This is a genomic window from Cellulosimicrobium cellulans, from assembly GCF_006539945.1.
Classification (GTDB): domain Bacteria; phylum Actinomycetota; class Actinomycetes; order Actinomycetales; family Cellulomonadaceae; genus Cellulosimicrobium; species Cellulosimicrobium cellulans.
Window position 1 is genome coordinate 1 of sequence record NZ_BJNZ01000021.1, and the last position, 20,774, is coordinate 20,774.

The 20,774-nt window shown below is 74.1% G+C and carries 17 protein-coding genes, 1 tRNA gene and 1 riboswitch; of the genes, 6 read left to right on the top strand and 12 right to left on the bottom strand.

The features are described 5' to 3' along the window. From CCE02nite_RS14685 to CCE02nite_RS14695, 3 genes are all read left to right on the top strand, one after another. A partial coding sequence (locus tag CCE02nite_RS14685) for a fibronectin type III domain-containing protein (RefSeq protein WP_141390360.1) occupies positions 1–1,909 on the top strand: 1,909 nt, incomplete at its 5' end. Between the two features lie 92 nt (positions 1,910–2,001). After that, positions 2,002–2,634 (top strand): ClpP family protease, encoded by a 633-nt coding sequence (locus tag CCE02nite_RS14690; RefSeq protein ID WP_218027128.1) that lies wholly within the window; start codon positions 2,002–2,004, stop codon positions 2,632–2,634. After that, a complete protein-coding gene (locus CCE02nite_RS14695; protein WP_087469679.1) occupies positions 2,634–3,239 on the top strand; it encodes a ClpP family protease in 606 nt (201 codons plus the stop codon). The genes CCE02nite_RS14690 and CCE02nite_RS14695 overlap by 1 nt, the downstream gene beginning before the upstream one ends. 100 nt (positions 3,240–3,339) lie before the next feature. Here CCE02nite_RS14695 and CCE02nite_RS14700 read toward each other — a convergent pair whose 3' ends face one another. The 3 genes from CCE02nite_RS14700 to CCE02nite_RS14710 all read right to left on the bottom strand — a co-directional run bounded on the left by CCE02nite_RS14700 (position 3,340) and on the right by CCE02nite_RS14710 (position 5,637). Further along, a complete protein-coding gene (locus tag CCE02nite_RS14700) occupies positions 3,340–4,164 on the bottom strand; it encodes a DUF6882 domain-containing protein (protein WP_141390362.1) in 825 nt (274 codons plus the stop codon). Between the two features lie 100 nt (positions 4,165–4,264). Then, on the bottom strand, positions 4,265–4,780 hold the full coding sequence (locus tag CCE02nite_RS21240; RefSeq protein WP_141390363.1) for a helix-turn-helix domain-containing protein: 516 nt from the start codon (positions 4,778–4,780) through the stop codon (positions 4,265–4,267). Between the two features lie 104 nt (positions 4,781–4,884). After that, positions 4,885–5,637 carry a TenA family protein gene (locus CCE02nite_RS14710; protein ID WP_141390364.1) on the bottom strand — a complete coding sequence of 251 codons (753 nt, stop codon included), beginning with the start codon at positions 5,635–5,637 and terminating at the stop codon, positions 4,885–4,887. Next, a riboswitch (TPP riboswitch) is annotated at positions 5,628–5,752 on the bottom strand. (Overlaps the previous gene by 10 nt.) Before the next feature lie 89 nt (positions 5,753–5,841). Between CCE02nite_RS14710 and CCE02nite_RS14715 the strand changes: the two genes are divergently transcribed. After that, positions 5,842–6,768, top strand: coding sequence for a VOC family protein (locus CCE02nite_RS14715; protein ID WP_141390365.1), 927 nt, complete (start codon positions 5,842–5,844; stop codon positions 6,766–6,768). Next, complete coding sequence (locus CCE02nite_RS14720; RefSeq protein WP_141390366.1) at positions 6,765–7,409, top strand: alpha/beta hydrolase; 645 nt, start codon at positions 6,765–6,767, stop codon at positions 7,407–7,409. The genes CCE02nite_RS14715 and CCE02nite_RS14720 overlap by 4 nt, the downstream gene beginning before the upstream one ends. Before the next feature lie 153 nt (positions 7,410–7,562). On the opposite strand, the gene CCE02nite_RS14725 is transcribed toward CCE02nite_RS14720, so the two are convergent. Further along, positions 7,563–7,636, bottom strand: a tRNA-Leu gene (locus tag CCE02nite_RS14725). A gap of 141 nt (positions 7,637–7,777) precedes the next feature. Further along, on the bottom strand, positions 7,778–9,268 hold the full coding sequence (locus CCE02nite_RS14730; protein WP_141390367.1) for an NAD(P)/FAD-dependent oxidoreductase: 1,491 nt from the start codon (positions 9,266–9,268) through the stop codon (positions 7,778–7,780). Between the two features lie 210 nt (positions 9,269–9,478). Between CCE02nite_RS14730 and CCE02nite_RS14735 the strand changes: the two genes are divergently transcribed. Next, the gene (locus CCE02nite_RS14735; RefSeq protein WP_141390368.1) at positions 9,479–10,282 is read left to right on the top strand and encodes a hypothetical protein; all 804 of its coding nucleotides are present in this window, start codon (positions 9,479–9,481) and stop codon (positions 10,280–10,282) included. Positions 10,283–10,394: 112 nt separating this feature from the next. Here the strand turns inward: CCE02nite_RS14735 and CCE02nite_RS14740 are convergent, their stop codons facing one another. The 7 genes from CCE02nite_RS14740 to CCE02nite_RS14770 form a co-directional block, all read right to left on the bottom strand. Then, positions 10,395–11,306 (bottom strand): endonuclease domain-containing protein, encoded by a 912-nt coding sequence (locus tag CCE02nite_RS14740; RefSeq protein WP_141390369.1) that lies wholly within the window; start codon positions 11,304–11,306, stop codon positions 10,395–10,397. A 173-nt stretch (positions 11,307–11,479) separates the two neighbouring features. Beyond that, positions 11,480–12,502 carry a Ppx/GppA phosphatase family protein gene (locus CCE02nite_RS20770; protein WP_141390370.1) on the bottom strand — a complete coding sequence of 341 codons (1,023 nt, stop codon included), beginning with the start codon at positions 12,500–12,502 and terminating at the stop codon, positions 11,480–11,482. A 105-nt stretch (positions 12,503–12,607) separates the two neighbouring features. Further along, entirely contained in the window at positions 12,608–13,135 is a 528-nt protein-coding gene (locus CCE02nite_RS20775; RefSeq protein WP_237843573.1) for a DUF501 domain-containing protein, read from the bottom strand. Between the two features lie 41 nt (positions 13,136–13,176). After that, on the bottom strand, positions 13,177–14,016 hold the full coding sequence (locus CCE02nite_RS21055) for an FtsB family cell division protein (protein WP_255318883.1): 840 nt from the start codon (positions 14,014–14,016) through the stop codon (positions 13,177–13,179). 238 nt (positions 14,017–14,254) lie between these two features. Continuing rightward, positions 14,255–15,541 carry a phosphopyruvate hydratase gene (eno, locus tag CCE02nite_RS14760; protein ID WP_047234129.1) on the bottom strand — a complete coding sequence of 429 codons (1,287 nt, stop codon included), beginning with the start codon at positions 15,539–15,541 and terminating at the stop codon, positions 14,255–14,257. Between the two features lie 207 nt (positions 15,542–15,748). After that, positions 15,749–16,489: a nucleoside triphosphate pyrophosphohydrolase gene (locus tag CCE02nite_RS14765; protein WP_255318884.1), complete on the bottom strand. Its 741-nt coding sequence runs from the start codon at positions 16,487–16,489 to the stop codon at positions 15,749–15,751. Between the two features lie 113 nt (positions 16,490–16,602). Then, positions 16,603–20,691 carry an endo-1,4-beta-xylanase gene (locus tag CCE02nite_RS14770; RefSeq protein WP_141390371.1) on the bottom strand — a complete coding sequence of 1,363 codons (4,089 nt, stop codon included), beginning with the start codon at positions 20,689–20,691 and terminating at the stop codon, positions 16,603–16,605. Between the last annotated feature and the right edge of the window lie 83 nt (positions 20,692–20,774).

Genomic DNA, 20,774 nt, shown 5'->3' on the forward strand with positions numbered 1-20,774 from the left:
CGTCGTGACGGGCGCGGTGGTCGAGACCGGCTCGGGAGACGTCGCGTTCACGGGCGACAGCGTGACCGTGACCCCGGACGAGAGCTTCGTCGGCGTGATGGTCGTGGTGTACCGGGTGCAGGACGCGACCAAGGACCCGGACCGTCTCGTGGAGGGTCGTGTCCAGCTCAAGGTGCTGGGCAAGCCCGAGGCGCCCGCCACCCCGCAGGTCGACGAGGTGCGGTCCAAGACGGTCGTGCTGTCCTGGGACCCGCCGAACAACAACGGCGCCGAGATCACCGGCTACACCGTGCGCTCCCAGAACGGCTACGAGAAGGCCTGCGGCACCACCACCTGCACCCTCGACGGCCTCACCAACAACGTGAAGTACACCTTCACCGTCTTCGCGACCAACGCCGTCGGCGACGGCCCCGCCTCCCCGCCCTCCGCCGAGGCGCGCCCCGACGAGAAGCCCGACCCGCCCGCCGCGCCCACCCTCGAGTTCGGCGACAAGTCGCTCACCGTCACGTGGGAGAACAAGACCTACACCGACCGGTCGCCCATCGAGACGGTCAACCTCGAGATCTCTCCCGCGCCGGCGAGCGGGGCGATCCAGATGCAGGCGCTCTCCGGCAACCAGGTCGTGTGGACGGGGCTCACGAACGGCGTCGCGTACCGCGTGCGCGTCCAGGCCGTGAACCTCGCGCCCGACCCGTCCGAGTGGGGCGACTACTCTGCCGAGGAGATCCCCGCCGGGCTGCCGGACGTCCCGAAGACGCCGAGCGCGAGCCGCGCCGCGGACTCGCCGCTCAACGGCGGGTCGATCGACGTGTCGTGGGAGCAGCCGTTCGAGAACGGTGACGCCATCAAGGCGTACCACCTCCAGCGGTACCGCAACGGCTCGCCCGACGGGGCGGCTCTCACGCTTGCTGGTCTCAGCCACAAGGCGACCGGCCTCGACAACGAGTCGTCCTACACGTTCACGGTCACGGCCGAGAACAAGGCGGGCGTGACCGCGCCGAGCTCGGCGTCTGCGGCCGTCGTGCCCTATGGGCGTCCGGAGGCCCCTCCGAAGCCCACCGTGCAGAACGTGGGGTCCTCGTCGCAGGACAGCGGCATCCCGCGCGTGTCGTGGGGCGCCGCCGACGCCAACGGCAGCCCGATCACGGCCTACACGGTGACGGCGTCTCCGGGCGGCGCGACCAGGCAGGTCTCCGGGACGTCGGTGGACTTCACGGGCCTCAACCCCGGCTCGTACACGTTCACCGTGACCGCGACCAACCTCGGCGGTACGTCGACGTCGAGCCCCGCGTCGGCGTCGATCAACGCCTATGAGAAGCCCGGGGTCCCCGGGGTGAGGGTGACGCGCGACAACGCGACGTCCGGCACGTTCACGATCTCCGCGCCGTCGTCGAACGGAGGGAACGCGATCTCCCGGTACGAGTGGGACTACACCGGGAGCGGAGGCGGCTCCGGCACGGGCACGTCCGTCCGGGTCGGCACGGACTACGAGCAGACCTACAACCTGCGAGCCCGCGCGTGCAACGCTGCCGGCTGCGGCGCGTGGAGCGACCGCGTCACGTTCACCACGGACAAGCGCCCGGACCCGCCCCGGATCTGGGCGTCGCGCGGTGCCCCGGCGACCACGGGTTCGCTCGGCGACTGCAACAACCTCAGCATCTGCACCAAGTACCGGCTCAACACGAACGCGACGTTCCCGAGCGGCAACTACCGGGTCCAGTGCATGACGAACGCGGGCGGGTACGACCACGCCATCACGGGTGGTTACGACCGCACGTTCGGCCCGAACGCCTCGTTCGACCTGCCGTGCATCATGGGCAACTACTATCCCGCCCCGCAGAACTGGATCTCCGTGAGTCCCGCACCTGCCGGCGTGGTGGTCGAACGGAACACCTGGCCCAACAAGTAGCCCTACGACGCGTGATCTGCCGTCGGCGAATGAGCCGACGGCAGATCACCGGACCGTCCGGCCCGTTCCAGGTCCACGGTGGTGCCATGACCATGCACACGTCACGCCCACCGCACGCGGAGGCCGCCGCCCCGGCGACGTCGTCCTTCGACGACCAGCTCACGACGCGCCTGCTCCACCAGCGCATCGTCGTCCTCGGCACCGCCGTGGACGACGCCGTCGCGAACCGTCTGTGCGCGCAGCTCCTCCTGCTCTCGGCGGAGGACCCGCGCGCGGACGTCGCGCTGTACGTCAACTCCCCCGGCGGTTCGGTGAGCGCCGGGCTGGCCATCTTCGACACGATGCGGCTCATCCCCAACGACGTGTCGACCGTCGCGATGGGCTTCGCCGCGAGCATGGGGCAGTTCCTCCTGTGCGCGGGCACCCCGGGCAAGCGGTTCGCGCTCCCCCACGCGCGGATCATGATGCACCAACCCTCGGCGGGGATCGGGGGCACCGCCGTCGACATCGCGATCCAGGCCGAGAACCTCGTCTACACCAAGGGCCTCATGCACCGGCTGACCGCCGAGAGCACCGGGCAGAGCGTCGAGACCATCGCCGACGACTCCGACCGGGACCGCTGGTTCACGGCGCAGCAGGCGCTCGAGTACGGCATGGTCGACCGGATCGTCGAGTCCGTCGACGACGTCCGTCCCGCCCGCGCCACTCGGAAGGTGGGCCTGTGATGGCGAGCTACACGATCCCGACCGTCGTCGAGAAGACCCCGCTCGGGGAGCGCGCGTTCGACGTCTTCTCCCGCCTGCTGTCGGAGCGCATCGTCTTCCTCGGCACGGAGATCGACGACGGCGTCGCGAACGTCGTCATGGCGCAGCTCCTCCACCTGGAGTCCGACGCCCCGGACCAGGAGATCGGCCTGTACATCAACTCCCCCGGCGGCTCCGCGACCGCGCTCATGGCGATCTACGACACGATGCAGTTCGTGCGGTGCGACGTGTCGACCATCTGCATGGGCCAGGCGGCCTCGGCCGCGGCCGTGCTGCTCGCTGCGGGGACGCCGGGCAAGCGGTTCGTGCTCGAGCACTCGCGCGTGCTGCTGCACCAGCCGTCGGGCGGCGGCGAGGGCACCATCTCCGACCTGTCGATCCAGGCCGAGGAGATCCTCCGGATCCGGTCCGAGACGGAGGAGGTGCTGTCCCGCCACACGGGTCAGACCGTCGAGCGCCTGCGCGCGGACACCGACCGCGACCTCGTGCTCACGGCGCGCCAGGCTGTCGAGTACGGCGTCGCGGACGCCGTCGTCACGTCGCGCAAGCTCGCCGCGGCCGCCTGACCCGGGCTCGAGCGCTGCGTCCGCGGTCGACCGATGCGTCCCGAGACGCAGCTCTCGGCCGCGGACGCATCGCTCGCCGGGTGCCGCCGTGCGTTCGGGTCTACCCGCGCCGCCGGAACCACGATCGGCGCCGTGGCGCCGGGTCGACGACGGCGTCCGCCCCCGCGGGGTCGGCGTCAGGTCCCGACGCGTCCGGGTCGGGCTCGTGCACGGGCTCCGCCGCACGCCGCGAGGCCGCCTCGATGCCCGAGATCCGCCCGTGCTCGTCGAACCGGACGGTCACGCTCCCGTCGGGCAGGGTGAGCGTCAGCGCGCCGCCGTCGTCCGTCGTCTCGAGACCCCGCGCCGTCGCGTACGCCACGACCGCGCGCCGGTGGTCGACCACGGTCACGGACAGCAGGCCCTCGCTCAGCACCCGCACGACGCGCGGCACGCTCGGCGCGGGCAGCGCGAGGCGGTCGGCGTCGAGGAGGAACCACGCGCGCGTCCCGCCGCCGACGGGGGCGCTGTAGTGGGTCCACGACCCGGTGACGGCCTTGGCCGCGAGCGCGAGGCGGTACGGGAGGTCGTCGGTGAGCGGGAGCTCCACCTCGGTCGCCTCGTGCAGGCCGGTCTCGCGGGTCTTCTCGGCGGCGCGCAGCACGTCGCCGGGGAAGCCGTTGACGTTGTTCCACGCCCACATCCAGCTCCCGGGGCCGGGCGCGGCCGTGCCGAGGAACTGGAGCCGGCACGTCGCCGTCTCACCGGTGGCGGCGGTGAAGGTGAACGTGCCCTCCGCCATCTCGGCGCCCCACGCGTCGTCGCCGTGGTGGTCGGCGAGGTGGAGCTGGTGCTCGTGCGAGAGGAACGCGGCGTCGTCGACGAGCTCCTGGAGGGCCGGGGCGGTCTGCTCTGCCGTGCCGTGCGCGGTCTGCGGCTCCGTCATCCCTCGACGGTAGCCGCGCGTCTCCCGCCGCACCGGGGCACGACACGCGGTGCCGACCAGGTACCCGTCGGGGCTCGCGGCCCGCGGGGTCCCGCAGGGATCAAGCCGCGAGGAGCAGGACGTCGGCGGCGCGCGCGGTCGGGCGCGCCGCGAGGGCAGGGGTCGCGATCGTGGTCCGCGCGACCGGGAGGTCGCGCACGGGTTCGCCGGCAGGGGCGGGGTGCCGCGGCGCGGAGAGCGCGCCGCGCTCCCGGACGGAGGAGAGCACACGCACGGGAGCGACGGGACGCAGCTCCTCACCCGTGCGGGCCACGAGGTCGACGAGGCGCAGGCCGAGCGCGCCGCAGACGGCCGCCAGCACCTCGGAGGACGCCTCCTTGCGGCCGCGCTCCACCTCGGACAGGTAGGCGGTGGAGACGCGCGCGGCGGCCGCGACGTCGACGAGCGTGCGCCCCTGCGCGAGCCGCGCCCGCCGGAGGATCCCGCCGATGACGTGCCGCAGGAGCGGCTCCGGCCGCGCACCCGCTCGGGCCCGCGGACTCGCCGTCACTGCGGTCGGAGCCGCGCTCGGCACCGCGTTCGGCACTGCGGTCGGCACTGCGCTCGGCACGTCCATGCCGTCACGCTACCCGCGCCCTCGCCCGGGTGCCGAGGCACCCGGGCGAGGATCTGCTGCTGGCGTAAGGCCCGACGTCGGGCACCCTCGGCCCGGGAGGGACGTCACCACCGCTCGAGCGACCACGCCATCTGCCAGAACCGGATCTCGTGCCGGCAGCTCAGCTCGAACGCGCGCTCCATGCGGGCGCGCTCCGCCTCGCCCGCGTCGGCGGCGAGCGCGTCGAGGCGTGCCCGGAGGTCGGCCAGGACGCCCTCGGTGCGCTCGGCGGCGTAGAACTCCCACCAGCCCGCGAGCGCGTGGTCGTCCCCGATCGCGGCGGGCGTCGTCTCCCGCTCGGCGAGCCAGAACCGCCGCGCCGACCAGATGTAGGTCCACGGGCACGGCAGGAGCGCGGCGAGCAGCACGCCGAGCGAGTCGCGGCCCGCGGCGAGCATGTGGTCGACGTAGGCCTGCGCGCTCGGGGCGAGGCGGTTCGTCTGCGCCTCCTCGTACGTGACGCCGAGGAAGTCGCACATCGCGTGGTGGGCGTGCGACTCGTCGTCGAGCAGGAACCCCGCCTTCTCGTGGAAGTACGCGGCCCACTCGCGGTCCGGCGCGAGCGCCATGCCGAGCCCGTAGCAGCGCAGGTACGCCGTGAGGTACTGGTGGTCCTGGCCGACGTAGTGCCGCACCGCGGCCGGCTCGACGGACCCGTCGCGCAGGCCGGCGAGGAACGGGTGGTCGTAGAACTCGTCGAAGAGGTGCGCGTACCGGCGGGCGAGGTCGACCGTGAAGCCGGACTCCCCCCTCCGGACGAGCGCGGTCGGGTCGTCCGCGAGGACAGGGTTCAGGGTGATGGCAGCAGGCGTCGTCATGCCCACGTTCCTCCGCTCGTGCTAGCGAGATCAGGTTCGACGGGTCCGGGCGGCCGTACCGCTCGTCTCAGTCCCTCGGCCCGGCTGCCCGGGCGGGACGCCCCGCGTGGTTCGACGCGACCCTAGCAAGGAAGGGCCGGCCGTGTCGGGAGCATCCCGCGGCGTGTGGGAATATAGTTGTAGCGACAACAAGTTGGAGCAGACATGACCACGAGCACCCCCGGCGCGCCGACCGACCGCCTCCTGTCCCCGTCCACGAGCATGGACGCCGTCACGCTGCGCGTCGGCGACCTCGAGCAGATGACGTCCTACTACACGGGCGCGTTCGCGCTCGCTCCCCTCGAGGAGCGTTCGCGCGGCACCGAGGTGCACCGCGTCCTCGGCCGCGGCACGACGCCCATGCTGCGCCTGGTCCACACGCCCGGCCTGCCCGCCGTCGACCGACGCCAGGCCGGCCTGTTCCACACCGCGTTCCTGTTCGACGACGCGGCGAGCCTCGCCGCGACCGTCTACCGCGCGGCGCAGGACCGCCGGGGGTCGTTCGTCGGCTCGAGCGACCACCTCGTCAGCGAGGCGTTCTACTTCACCGACCCCGAGGGCAACGGCGTCGAGCTGTACACCGACCGCCCGCGCGAGACGTGGGTGCGCGAGCGGGGGCAGATCCTCATGGCCACCGAGTTCCTGGACCCGAACGCGTACCTGCGCGCGCACCTCGACCAGGAGACGTTCGACGCCGGGCCCTCGCTCGCCGGGCGCGTGGGGCACGTCCACCTCCAGGTCGGTGACATCGCGACCGCCCACGACTTCTACGTCGACGCCGTCGGGTTCGAGGCCACGGTCACCGAGTACAGCGGCGCGCTGTTCGCGTCCGCCGGCGGATACCACCACCACGTCGCGATGAACGTCTGGAACAGCGCGGGTGCCGGCCCGCGTGCCGCGAGCCTCGGCCTCGGGGACGTGGCGATCACCGTGCCAGGTCGCGACGACCTCGACGCGCTCGTCGCCCGCCTGCGCGCCCGCGGGCTGCAGCACGCCGGCGACGGCCGCTCCGTCGTCGTGCACGACCCGTGGGGCACGCGCGTCACGCTGGCCGTGCCCGGCACGACGACCGACGAGCTGCTCGCGCGATGAGCGCCCCGGACTCCCTCGTCGCAGTCCGGTCCGACGCGGACCCGACGAGCCCGCACGCAGCGGGCGCCGTCGTCGTCCTGCTGCACGGGTTCGGCTCGCACGAGCACGACCTCGCCGGGCTCGGCCCGCACCTCGGTGCGCCCTGGGCCTCGCTGCGCGCCCCGCTCGCCCTCGCCCACGGCGGCTTCGCGTGGTTCCCGATCGTCACGCCGGGAGACCCCGACCCGGAGCCCGTAGCGCGCGCGACCGAGGCGGTCTGGGCGTGGGTCGACGCCGAGCTCGGCCCCGACCGGCCGGTGGCCCCCGTCGGGTTCTCCCAGGGCGGGCTCATGGCCACGCAGCTCCTGCGCACGCGCCCCGAGCGCGTGGCGGCGACCGTCGTCCTCGGCGGGTTCGTCCAGTCCGCGGAGCAGCCCGCCGACGCCGCGCTCGCCGCGTCGCGCCCGCCCGTCTTCTGGGGCCGCGGCGCCGAGGACCGGGTCATCGCGCCGCACGCGGTCGACCGCACGGCCGCGTGGCTGCCGGGCCGCTCGACGCTCGTCGAGCGCGTCTACCCCGGCCTCGCCCACGGCATCGACGCGCGCGAGCTCGCCGACGTCCGGGCGTTCCTCGACGGCGCCCTGGGGCGCGCGGCTGCCTGACGCGGGCCCGGGCGGACCGCCCCGACGTCGGGCGAGAGCCGGTCCGGGGCGCGCGACCGGCGTCAGGACCCGGACGACACCGTCGTGATCCTCGGCCAGGAGGCCGCGCCGCCGCCCGAGCCCGACGGCCCCACAGGGCTCTCCTAGCCTCGGTGCCCCCACCGGGACTCGAACCCGGAACACGCCGGGTTTAAGCCGGCCGCCTCTGCCAGTTGGGCCATGGGGGCGCGCGCCGAATCTACCGCGACCGCGGCGCTCCCCGGGCCGTCGGCGTCGACCCGGCGCGGACGCCGCGAGGGGCGAGCCGCGCGCGGCTCGCCCCTCGTCGTCGGGCAGGTGCCGGGGATCCCGGCGGGTGCGGACGGGCGTCAGGACGCCTTGGCCGCCGGCGTCCGGTCGTCGGCGTCGACGGTGCCCGTGCCGGACTCCGCCGCGGCCGCCGAGCCCTGCGCGGTCTGCTTGACCGGCTCGCCGCCCTGCTTGGGCGGCACCGACGCGGCGCGGAACTCCGCGCGCGGGTCGTGCAGGGAGCCGAGCGACACGAGCTCGCGGCCCAGGAGGAACTGCCCGATCCAGCCGATGAAGATGCGGATCTTGCGGTTGCCCGTGGGCATCGCCATGACGTGGTAGCTGCGGTGCATGAGCCACGCGAGCACGCCCCGCAGCTTGAACACGCCGAACAGCTCCGCGACGCCCTTGTACAGGCCGAGGGACGCGACCGTACCGACGCTCTTGTGGCGGTACTCGACCGGCTTCTCGCTGTGCAGCTCCAGCGCGAGGTTGTCCGCGAGGCGCGTGGCCTCGCGGATCGCGTGCTGCGCGTTCGGCGGGCAGAACTTGCCCGGGTTCAGCACGTCCGGGACGGCGGCGCAGTCGCCCGCGGCCCACGCGTTCGGGACGACGTTGCCGTCGGCGTCCGCGACCTGGAGCGTCGGGAGCACCGTGACGCGACCCATCTTGTCCACCGGGAGGTCCGAGGCCTCCTTGATGACCGGGTTCGCCTTGACGCCCGCGGTCCACACGATCGTGTCGGAGTCGAACTCGACTCCCGTGGACGTGACGACGTGCCCGTCCACGCACGACGACAGGAACGTGTTGAGGTGGAACTCGATGCCGCGCTTCTTCAGCTCCTCGAGCGCGTAGCCCGCCATGGGCTCGCTGAGCTCCGGCAGGATGCGCCCGGCGCCCTCGATCATGACGAAGCGGAGGTCCTTCTCCTCGATCGTCGCGTAGTTGCGGGTCGCGTAACGCGCCATGTCCTCGATCTCGGCGATCGCCTCGACGCCCGCGAACCCGCCGCCGACGAACGTGAACGTCAGCATGCGACGACGCAGCCGCTCGTCCCACGTGGACGACGCGACGTCCATGCGGTTGAGCACGTGGTTGCGGACCGCGATGGCCTCCTCCACGTTCTTGAAGCCGATCGCGTTCTCCGCGAGCCCCGGGATGGGCAGCGTGCGCGACACCGAGCCGAGGCCCACGATGAGGTGGTCGTACGTGACCGAGTAGTCGTCGCCCTCCTCCGGGTGGATCGTCACGCGGCGCGCGCCGTGGTCGATCGCGACGACCTTGCCCTGGAGCACGTCGACGCCCTTCAGGGCGCGGCGGTGCGGCGCGACGACGTCGCGACCGTCGATCGAGCCCGCGGCCGCCTCGGGGAGGAAGGGCGCGTACGTCATGTACGGGCGCGGGTCGACGACGACGATCGCCGCCTCGCGGCGACCGAGCTTCTTGCGCAGTCGGCGCGCGGCGTACAGACCCACGGAGCCGCCGCCGAGGACGACGACGCGGGGCACCTTGCGGGGCCGCGGCGAAGCGGTCTGGGCACGGCTGACCGAGGTCAGGTCATTCTGAGGCATGGTTCCAGAGTATTACCGGTTGCGGCACAGGCGAGCCGGAGCGTCCGCCAGACGAGCGTGACGCGCCCCACGCTGCCGACGAGCCACCTCGCCTTCCGGGCATTGCACCCAGATCGCCGGCCCGCCCGGGACGCTCGTCAGCCCCTCGCACGCGTCTGGCAGACTGCGGCCATCCCGGGCCGCCCGGCCCGGCCGACGGCGGGAGCTCCCATGACCGATCGCGAGGCCGAGCGCCGGAGAGCCCGGCGCGCCGCCCGCGAGGTGGAGCAGGCCGCACAGGCGCGCTTCCTCCGCCGCTTCCGGGTCGCCGAGGTCGTCGCGACGGCGCTCGTCCTCGGGACGGTCGTCCTGCTCCTGGGACGCCTGGGGCCCGACGAGAGCGCCTCGTCCGAGGTCACGTCGGCCCTGTCCGCGATCATGGTCGTGCTCGGGCTCCAGTGGGCCGTGATCGCGCGCGTGGGCCTCCAGGTCTACCTCACGGCGTCGGACCGCAGGCTCCAGCGCACCCCGCCGTACCGGGTGTGGGTCGTCACGCCCTTCTCCCCCGTCCTCGTCCTGCTCGCCGTGCTCCCGTGGGTGCTCGGTGGCTCCTTCGGCCCCGGGCACTCCGTCGTCGGCTCCCTGTGGCTCCTCTTCCTCCTCTTCGTCCTCGCTGCCGGGCTCGGCCTGCTCGCCGTGCCGGCCGTGCTCGCACCGCTGGAGCTCCTCGCACGCGGGGCCGGCAGGCTGCTCCGCGGGACCGACGAGAGCACCCGACGGGAGGGCGCGGGGTACGTGCGCGGCGCGCTCTACCTCGGTGCGATCACCGTGTTCGTGCTCGTGGTCGCGGGCGCGGTAGACCTCGGCGGCAGCGGCCGGGCCGCCTGGAGCTCCGTGGTCCTCGCCCTCCTCGGCCTTCCCGGCGACTACGACGTGCGCAACCCCGCCCTCCTGTGGGCCGGCCGCGCGATGCTCCTCGCGCTCCTGGCCCGGCTCGTCACGACCTGGGTCGGCGGGAGGACGAGCGAACGGTAGCCCTCACCCCGCGCGCCCGGGAGCGTCCGTGGTCCGGCAGCCGGGCTTGACGCCGGTCGTCAGCCGAGAAGTGGGTATCCGCCCCACGAAGGCGCTCTTCCGGGGCGGATTCTCACTTCTCGGCGGGCAGGGGGCGTCGGAGCGCGGCGCGGACCCGGGTCACCAGCCGCGCCGGGTGGAGGTAGACGTCGTCTGCCGTCACGACGATCACCCGCCATCCCAGCTCTTCGAGACGCTGCTTGCGCGCGATGTCGCGACGCCACGTGCGCGGGTCGGTCCGGTGCACGTCGCCGTCGTACTCGATCGCGATCCTCGCCTCGGGGTACGTCATGTCCGGCATCGCGACGAACACGCCCGCGGCGTCGTGGACCGGCAGGTTGACGAGCGGGCAGGACAGCCCGGCGGAGACGAGCAGCAGCCGGGTCCGCGACTCCATCGGCGAGTCCGTCCCCGGACGGACGAGGTCGAGCGCTACCCGCATCCGCGCGATGCCCCGCGTCCCGGCCGGGGCGCCGTGCACCGTCCGGCGGAGCGCTGCGACCGTCGTGGGCGGCCGACGACGGCGCACGACCGCGTCGCCCAGGACCACGAGCTCCTCGACCGACGACGATCCGGCGAGCTGACGCCAGGCGTGCTCCGGTGCCACCGCCGGCACACCGCGCACGACCCGGATCGGCAACCCCGGCTCGTCGGACGCGTCGGCGAAGGTGTGGCTGGCGAGCCCGGCCCGGCGCGGCACGACCGTGCTCGACGGGACGGTGAGGTGGATGCGTCCGTCGGCGGCGAGCCGCCCGGGCAGGTCGACGCCGTGCAGCGCGAGCGCCGTGGCGTGACTGATGGCCGAACGGTCAGGTGCGACGCGGAGCATCGCGCCGCAGCGGGACACCAGGTCGTCGGCGAGCTCCATCGGGACCCGCACGCCCGACGTCGGGGTCGCGAACTGCGGGTGCCGCATCGCCTTGTCGGAGAGCCCGGCGGCGCGACCCTCTGCGAGCGTGAACGGCGGTCGAGGTGGCGTGTCCATGACCCGGGATAGTCCTCTCGGCAGCCCGCGTCATGCGCCCACGCAAACCACACCTGTGGACTGCCACGTCCAGGAACGCACCTGTGCACGCCCACAACCCGCGCCCCTTCGCCGAGAAGTGCTCATCCGCCCCGGAATCGCGCAGATCCGGGGCGAATGGTCACTTCTCGGTGTCAGGCGATCGACCAGGCGATCCCGTCGAGGATGTCGTGCTCGCTCGTGACGACCTCGGTGAGCGACCCGCCTGCGGCGGCGACGTCGTCGCGCACGCGGCGCACGACCTCCGACCACACGAGCGCGCCCGCACCGATGACGTCCACGCGGCCCGGGTGCATGAATCCGAGCGCGGTGCGCTCGGCGCGCGAGCGGTGGAGCAGGTCGTCGCACGCCGCCAGGACCGCGTCGACCGGCAGCACCGCGCCGTCGATCCGCTCCCGGTCGTACTGCGCGAGGCCCAGCGCGTGGGCCGTCACCGTCGTAACCGATCCCGCGAGGCCCACGAGCGTCGCGGCCTCCCCCAGCGGGACGACGGCGGCCGCCTCGTCGAGCGCGGCGCGCACGTCCGCGCGGGCCGCGGCCTCCTCGTCGGCGGTCGGGGGGTCGGAGCGCAGGTGCCGCTCGGTGAGGCGCACGCAGCCGACGTCCATGGAGAACGCGGCCTCAGGGGTCGCCGTGCCGAGCACGAGCTCGGTCGAGCCGCCGCCGAGGTCCACGACCACGTACGGGCCCGGGCGCAGCGCGGCGACGGTCGAGGTCGCCCCACGGAACGACAGCGCTGCCTCGTCCTCGCCCGAGACGACCTCGGGCTCCACGCCCAACGCCGCCAGGACGCCCTCGACGAACTCGGCGCGGTTCTCGGCGTCCCGCGTGGCCGAGGTCGCGACGAACCGCGTGCGCGTCGCGCCGAGCTCCGCGATCACGTCGGCGTACCGGCGCGCGGCGTCGAGCGTGCGCGCGAGCGCCTCGGGCGCGAGGCGGCCCGTGCGGTCGACGCCCTGGCCGAGCCGGACGACCTCCATGCGGCGGTCGAGGTCGACGAGCGTGCCCGCGGCCGGGTCGACGTCGGCGACGAGCAGGCGGATCGAGTTGGTCCCGCAGTCGATCGCCGCGACGCGCGCGGCGCCGGGCGGGACGGGGACGGGCGCGAGACCCGGCGTGGCGAGCGCGTCCGGAGCAGAGGTGGAGCCTGAGGTCATGCGACCAAGCGTGCCACCGTCGGGCGGGCGGTCGCGCCTCGGGCCGCCCTCCGGACGGGAGCCCGCCGCGTGCCCTGCGTCACCCGGGGTCTCGGTCGCGGCGGCTCAGCAGGTGCAGCGGTCCGGGCGCCACACGTCGCGCACGCGCTCGAGCGCCTCGTCGCCCAGAGGGTTCACGCCAGGCCCGGCGGCCAGCGCGTGCCCGACGAGGACGTGCAGGCACTTGACGCGCGTCGGCATGCCGCCCGCCGAGATCCCGTCGATCTCCTCGACGTGGCCGAGCGCCTCGCGCTGCGCGAGGTAGTGCTCGTGCGCGCGCCGGTAGGCGGCGGCGAGCTCCTCGTCCTCGGTGAGGCGCTCGGACATCTCTCTCATGACGCCGTTCGCCTCGAGCGTCGACGCGGCCGCCACCGCGCCGGGGCTCGTGAGGTAGAAGGTCGTGGGGAACGGCGTACCGTTCTCGAGCCGCGGCGCCGTGCGGACCACGAGCGGGCGCCCGCACGCGCACCGCGCGGCGATGCCGACGACCCCGCGCGGGGTGCGACCGAGCTGCTCCGCGAGGGTCTCGAGGTCGCGCTCGGTGACGACGGCGTCCGGGTCGTCGGCGGGGATGGCCAGGCGGGCGTCGGGCACGGGTCTTCCTTCGGTTCGGTCGGGCGCGTCGGGACGACGCGTCACCCATTCTCCCCGCTCGACGACGCCGAGCCGTCGCCGGTCGGTTCCTCGCCCGCGGGCGGGGCCTCCTCGCCGGCCGTCCCGGGCCCCTCGCCCGCGCCCGACGACACCGGCTGCTCGCCCGCGACCTGCACCGACGCCCAGATCGCCTCGTACCAGGGCGTGCCGTCCTCGTAGCCCTGGACGGGACCGTCGGTGATCGTCCGACCGGTCTGCGGGTCGATGTCGTCGACCACCGTCTCCGGGTCGAGCACGCGCCACGGCCGCTCGCCCGGCATGACGAAGTTGAGGCGGTCCCGCGCCTCGCGCTCGACGTACGCCTGGTCGTCCCAGCGGTCCAGCTCGGACTGGAGGTCGTCGCGCCGGGTCTCCGCCTGCGCGAGGTCGTTGCGCAGCTCGCGCAGCTCCCCCGTCTGGTTCACGTACGCCCGCAGGGTGGGCAGCAGCAGCACCACGGCGAGCAGCACGACGACGGACAGCACCAGGGTGCGGACCGTCACCACCTCGGGCAGCAGGAAGCCGTACCGGCTCCGGCGCCGGTCCTCCGGCGCGGGGCCCGCGGCGCGGCGCGACGGTGCCGAGCGCTGCGTGCGCGTGGCCGGCCGGCGTGCGCCCGACGACGCGGCGGCCTTCGCGCCCGTCGTGGAGCTCTTCCCGGTCGTCGGCCGCGCGCGCGACATGCCCGAGGACGCGGCGGGCTTGGACGTCGACGAGCGGGACGACGCTCCGGACGCCGTCGGGCCCGACCGGGCCGGCTTCGACCCGGACGACCCGCGCGCGGGCCCGGTCGCCGGGCGCGCGGGGGCACCGGGGCGCGGAGGGCGGCGCGAGGACGGCATGCCCCGATTGTGCTGCCGCGGCGGCCCGGGCTCCGGCAGCACGCGCGGTGCGTCCGCGAACGTGAGCCGATCGACACGACATCTTCACCCGCGGCCGTGACCTGCGACGGCGTCGTGCGCCGTCGCGCACCGGGTCCCGGACGCGCCGGAGCCCGGCGGGCCGACGAGCGGCCCACCGGGCTCCGGGTGCCGGGACGCCCCGGCGGGGTTGCTGCGCGACCGGACGGCCAGCCGCAGGTCAGCCCTGCACCGTCCAGCGCGGGAAGGCGCCGCGACCGGCGTAGCGCGCGGCGTCGTCCAGCGCCTCCTCGATGCGCAGGAGCTGGTTGTACTTGTTGATGCGCTCGCCGCGGGCCGGGGCACCGGTCTTGATCTGGCCGGCGTTCGTCGCGACGGACAGGTCGGCGATCGTCGTGTCCTCGGTCTCGCCCGAGCGGTGCGACACCATCGCGGTGAAGCCGTTGCGCTGCGCGAGCTCGACGGCGTCGAGCGTCTCGGTGAGCGTGCCGATCTGGTTGAGCTTGACCAGGAGCGAGTTCGCCGCCTTGAGCTCGATGCCCTTGGCGAGGCGCTCCGGGTTGGTGACGAAGAGGTCGTCGCCGACGATCTGCACCTTGTCGCCCACCTCGGCCACGAGCTGCGACCAGGCGCCCCACTCGTCCTCGGACAGCGGGTCCTCGATGGAGACCAGCGGGTAGTCGCGCACGAGCTGCTCGTAGTACGCGATGATGTCGTCCGAGCTGGTCGCCTTGCCCTCGAACTGGTAGGCGCCGTCCTTGAAGAACTCGGTCGCGGCGACGTCGAGCGCGAGGCCCACGTCCTTGCCGGGGACGAACCCGGCCTGCTCGATCGCGACGAGGATCAGGTCGAGCGCGTCGCGGTTGCTCGGCAGGTTCGGCGCGAAGCCGCCCTCGTCGCCGAGGCCCGTCGCGAGGCCCTTGCCCTTGAGCACGGACTTCAGGGAGTGGTAGACCTCGGCGCCGGTGCGCAGCGCCTCGCGGAACGAGGACGCGCCGATCGGGGCGACCATGAACTCCTGGATGTCGACGTTCGAGTCCGCGTGCGACCCGCCGTTGAGGATGTTCATCATCGGCACGGGCAGGACGTGCGCGTTCGGGCCGCCGACGTAGCGGTACAGGTCGAGGCCCGCGCTCTTCGCGGCGGCCTTCGCGACGGCGAGCGAGACGCCGAGGATCGCGTTCGCGCCGAGCTTGCCCTTGTTCGGGGTGCCGTCCAGGTCGATGAGGGCGGCGTCGATGAGGCGCTGGTCCTCGGCCTCGAAGCCGATGAGCTCCGGGGCGATGTCGTCGATCACGGCGTTGACCGCGCCCTCGACGCCCTTGCCCAGGTAGCGGGACTTGTCGCCGTCCCGACGCTCGACGGCCTCGAACGCACCGGTCGACGCGCCCGACGGCACTCCGGCGCGGGCGAACGTCCCGTCGTCCAGGACGACCTCGACCTCGACGGTCGGGTTTCCGCGGGAGTCGAGGATCTCGCGCGCTCCAACGGCTTCGATGCTGGCCACAGGTGCTCCTTCGGGGCAGGGCTGCGGGCGCATCGAATGGGGTGTGGCCGACCCGGGCAGGGAAACCCGGGACGCCGCGTGCGCGCCCGCGACGGTGGTGGGTTTACGACCACAGCCTAGTGCCCGGATGTGACCTGCGCCGCTGCGTCCGGTCCGTGGGCCACGGGCCGGGGACCTGCGCGTCGACGATCGGGACGAACGTCCCGGTCAGGCCGACCCCTCCGCGCGCGGCGTCTCCGCCGCCACGATCCGCGCCTCGACGCGCCGCAGCTCGCCGCGCAGCGCCGCCTCGGCATCCAGCCCGTCCGCCTCGGCGCGCGCGACGAGAGCGAGGAGCTCGCGCCCCAGCCGCTCGTCCGCCGTCGTGCTCGCACCACCCGCGGCCACCTCGGCCGGGATGCCGGCCGACGGCGCCGCGAGCGCGGCGTCGACCGTCTCGCCGAGGCCCCCGCGCCCGGCCCGGGAGAGCACCTTCTGCGCGCGGGCGAGCGCGCCCTGGGTGTGCGAGATGCCCTCGAGCACGGACGAGCGCTGCTTCTCGGCCTTCTTGATCGCGTCCCACTGCTGGTGCAGGTCGGTGACGTCGGCATCGGCGAACACGTGGGGGTGGCGTCGCACGAGCTTCGCCGCGAGGTCGGCCGCGACGTCGTCGATCGTGAACGGGTCCGGCTCCTCGCTCGCGATGCGCGCGTGGAAGAGGACCTGGAGCAGCAGGTCGCCGAGCTCCTCGCGCATCCCCGCGCGGTCGCCGGTCTCGATGGCGTCGGCCAGCTCGTGCGCCTCCTCGAGCAGGTACCGCACGAGCGACTCGTGCGTCTGCTCGCGGTCCCAGGGGCACCCGCCCGGGGAGTAGAGCCGGTCCATGACGGCGACGACGTCGCGCAGCGGGTCGGTCGCGGGGTCGTGCGCGGGCGCGGGCTGAGGGGCCGAGGGCTCGGGTGCGGTCACCGGTTCATCGTAGGTTCGGCCGAGCCGGTGCCCCCGCCCGTCGTTCCCCGCTCGACCGTGCGGTCGTGGCCCGTCCGGACGTCCGGACGGGCCACGACCACCCGCTCCGCAGGTCAGCAGGTGCGTGCCTCCACGGCGACGTCGCGCGTCGAGGTGACCCGGCCGCCGTCGAGCACGCCCGTGACCGTGGCCGTGCCGGCCGGGACCGACGTCGCCCGGACCGCGAACGACTGGTACGCGTTCGCGCCCGGTGCCACGGCGGTGAACGTCCGCGACCCGTACGGGGTCGTGAGCGTCACGTCCACGGGCACGTCCTCGCGGTTCGTCGCCCGGACCGCGACGTAGGCCTTGCCCGCGAGGCAGCGCGCCGACGCCTCGACGTCGAGCGCGACCTCGGGCGCGGCGCCCGCGCCGACGAGCCGTGCGACGCCCCAGCGGGCCGTCGACTGGTAGCCCGCCCCGGACGGGTCCGCCCAGTTGCGGATCGCCGTGCGGGTGCCGCCCGACGCGTCGTTGACCTGGAGGTCGAGCCCGTGGAACGTGCCCTCGCCGCCCTGGTCGGCGAGGTCGACCGCGAGCTCGACGACGTACCCGTCGGCCGTGCGCGTCGTCGCGCTCGTGACCCGCGCGCGTTGTGCCGCCTCGTCGCCCGTGCCGAACGACACGGCGTTCTCGGCGCTCACGCGGACCTGGGTGTCCAGGTCCCGGTAGGCGCCGTTCTTGGCGTTGCCCGCGTCGACGTAGACCTCGACGGAGTCCTGCACCCACGGGTCGGAGCCGCTCACGTCCACCACCGGGTCGGCGACCTGGGCGAGCACGTAGAGCGTCCGGTCGCGCCACAGGGTGCGGACGGTCGCGACGGCCCCGCCGCTCCCCTGGACCTCCTTCGCGGTCGTCACGGGAGCACCCGCCTCCGCCCACACGGCGTCGACCTCGCCGTCGACCGCGGGCGCGGCCGACGCGTGCGCGACCTCGAGGTACGACAGCTCCTCGAGCAGGCGCAGCGTGCCCGTCGCGCCGGGCGTGTTCCACGCGGACGTCCCATCGGCCCCCGCGTCCGTGGCGCGCACGTCGAGCGCGAGCGTGTCGCCCGCGGCGGCGGCGTCGAGCGGGAGGTGCGCGACGACGTCGTACCCGCCCGGGCGCTCGGTCACCTCCGCGAAGACCCCCGCGCTCGTCGCACCGTCGCGGCCGACGACGTGCTCGTCCCCGTCGAGCGCGAACGTCACGGCGTCGGCGGCGTCCTCGGTCGCGTCGTCGACGCTCGCGAAGGCCGTGAGGTGGTCCGGGGCCCAGCGGAGCTGGAAGCCCACGTCTCCGCCCGAGGCAGCACCCGGCGCGGCGAACCTGTGCAGCGGGAGGCGCTGCCAGTCCGGGGCCGCCGCGGCGTCGCCGTCGAGCGGGACGTCCCCGGCGAACACGTCGGCCGTGCGCAGGCGGGCCGGCAGCTCTCCGTCGACCACGCCGTGGTAGGCGGGCTTGGCCTTGAGCGCGTCGTCGAACACGAGCGGAGCGCCGTCGTCGACGCGCCAGCTCCGGCCGTCGGTGAGGCCCCACACGGTGACGGAGTACAGGTCGTCGGCGTGCGCCCGGAACACGCGGAACGCGTCGCGGTAGTAGTACCCCTGCTCGACGAGCGACGCCTGGGTGACCGGGGTGCCGGTCGTGACGTCGAGCTCGGTGACGGCCTGCGTGACGGGCAGGTCGGCGAACCGCTCGATCGCGCCCTCGAGCGCGGAGACCGGCATCGCGAGGCTCACGTGGAACTGGTGCCCCACGCCGTCGACGGGCACGCCGCGCGCGAGGAGCCGCTCGACGAGCGCGTGGTAGCGGTCCTGCTTGCCACCCTGCTCGGTGTTGTAGTCGTTGATGAACAGCGCGACCGGCCGCTCCCCGCGCTCCTTCGCCGCCGGGTCCGCGTAGACGTCGTTGAACGCCTCGTCGGCGTACGCGAACGCGAGGTCGAGGTACTCCTCACCGAGGATCCGGAACCACTCCGAGCGGCGCAGGCCGTCGGGGTTCTCCCCGCCGTCCGACACGACCTCGTTCACCACGTCGAACGCCGTGAGCGGGTTGTCGCCGCCGAACGGGCCGTACGCGTCCGCGAGCGCCTGCGCGACGGAGAAGACGTGCGTCCGCAGGCGGTCGCGCAGGACCTGCCGGTCCGCCTCGGACGTCGTCAGGGGCGCGCCGTCGGCCCCCTCGAAGAACCAGGCCGGCGTCTGCGAGTGCCACACGAGCACGTGGCCGTAGACGCGCAGGTCGTTCGCGGCCGCGTAGTCCATGAGGGCGGTCGCCTCGGGGTGCGTCCGGAACGTCCGGTCCTCGTCGTACCAGGCCTCGGGCTTCATGTGGTTCTCGGCCGTGACCTGGTCGAAGTGCCGCAGCAGCAGCTCGGACGCCGCGCCGGACGTCTCCCGGCTGTCGATCGCGACACCGACCGGGACGTCGACGGTCTCCTTGATGCCCGTGAGGTCCTCGACGGCGGGCGGCGGCGGCACGCGCAGCACGACGTCGTCGACGAGCAGGTCGCTCGTGTTGTCGCCGTCGTAGTCCGTCTCCAGGTAGAGCAGCGCCTCGTCCGCGGCGGCTCCCGGGAACGTCGCGGTGACCTGCGTCCAGCCGGTGCTCGTGATGCCCGAGATCTGAGCGAGGGTCGAGTACGACGTCGCCCCGTCGACCGTGCGCGCGATGCTGAGCCACACGTCGTCCGCGGGCTGCCCCTCGGCGAAGCGCACCCACGCGCTGAGCTCGTACGTCGTGCCGGCGGCGAGCAGACCGGTCACGTCGTGCCCGATGCCGTCGCCCTGACCGTCACGGCCGGTGACGACCGCGGCCTGCGTGCCGCCGTGCGCCACGTCCGTGAGGTCGAGCGACGGCGTCGTCGCGTCTCCTGCGCGCGGCACCCAGCCGCCGAGGCCGTCCTCGAAGCCGGTCTCCAGGAGGACCTCACCACCGCGCGGCGGCGTGCCGACGGGGAACGTGAACTCCCAGCCGTCCGCGAGCCGCTCGGCGACGACCGTCTCGACCGCCGCGAGCGTGCCCGCGCGGTCGCCGCCGCCGTCGTGCGCGAGCACGACCTCGCCGGGCTTCATCGCGGCCCGCAGGTTCGCCGTGAGGGTCGCGACGTCCTGGGTCTCCCAGTCGGAGATCGTGTTGACGACGGCGAGCGGCTGCATGCCGAGCGCGACCGCGACCTCGGGGGTCGCGCCCCACGAGCCGTTCGGCGCGCGGAAGAACGGGACCGGGTACTGCGGGTCGCCGAGCGCGTCGCGCAGGACGCCGAGGTTCTCGACGAGGTCGGCGCGCACCTGGTCGGCCGACCACCCGCCCATGTCGGCGTAGCCCGTCGAGTGGTTGCACAGCACGTGCCCCTCGTCGACGATGCGTCGCAGGAGCTCGGCGCCGCCCGGTGCCCGGACGTTCTGGCCGATGACGCAGAACACGGCGTGCAGGTCGTGCTCGGCGAGGAAGTCCAGGAGTGCGGGCGTCGTGCCGGGGTTCGGGCCGTCGTCGAACGTCAGGGCCGCGACGTCGCCGGTCCCCTCGGCGAGGCGCACGGGCGTCGGGACGGGGTTCACCGCTCCCCCGGGCACGGCGTCGCCGGGGTCGGTCGCGACCGTCGTCACGCGGACGTCGTCGAGCAGGAACGACGGGTGCGTGCCCGCGACGGGCGCGGCCTCGACGTAGAGCGACGCCGACGTCAGGTCCGCGGGCAGGGTGTACGTCCCGCCGATCTCCACCCAGCCGTCGGCCGTCGTCGCGACGGCCCCGCCGACCCACGTGTACGCCGTCCCTGCCGCGCCCGTCTCCTGGACCGTGAAGTGGACCCCGGACGACCCGGCCGTGCCCGCGGGGAGCTTGACCCACGCCTCGACGTCGTACGCGACGCCGGGCTCGAGCAGCGCGAGCGCGTCGGTCGCGACGCCGTGCCAGTCCGCCGTCCGACCCGTCACCGCGAGGCTCGACGACCCGCCGTGCGCCTCGGCGCCGGTCAGGGCGACGGTGACCGGCCCACGCGCCGCCCACGGCGTCGTCGCCGCCGACTCGAAATCGTTCTCCAGAACGATATCGATATCGTTATCGACCCGGGCAGGCGTCTGCGCACCCCGCACATCCATCCCCACTGCCGCGCTCGCTCCCCCTCCCGCCACGAGGGTGGCGAGCACCCCCGCCACGGCGGTCCTCCACGTGCGTCTCATCGTCGTCGCTCCCTTGCGATCGGCCGGGGCGCATCGCCCCCGGGCGCACCGGCGCGCCCGGGCCACACCCTAGGGGCACCCAC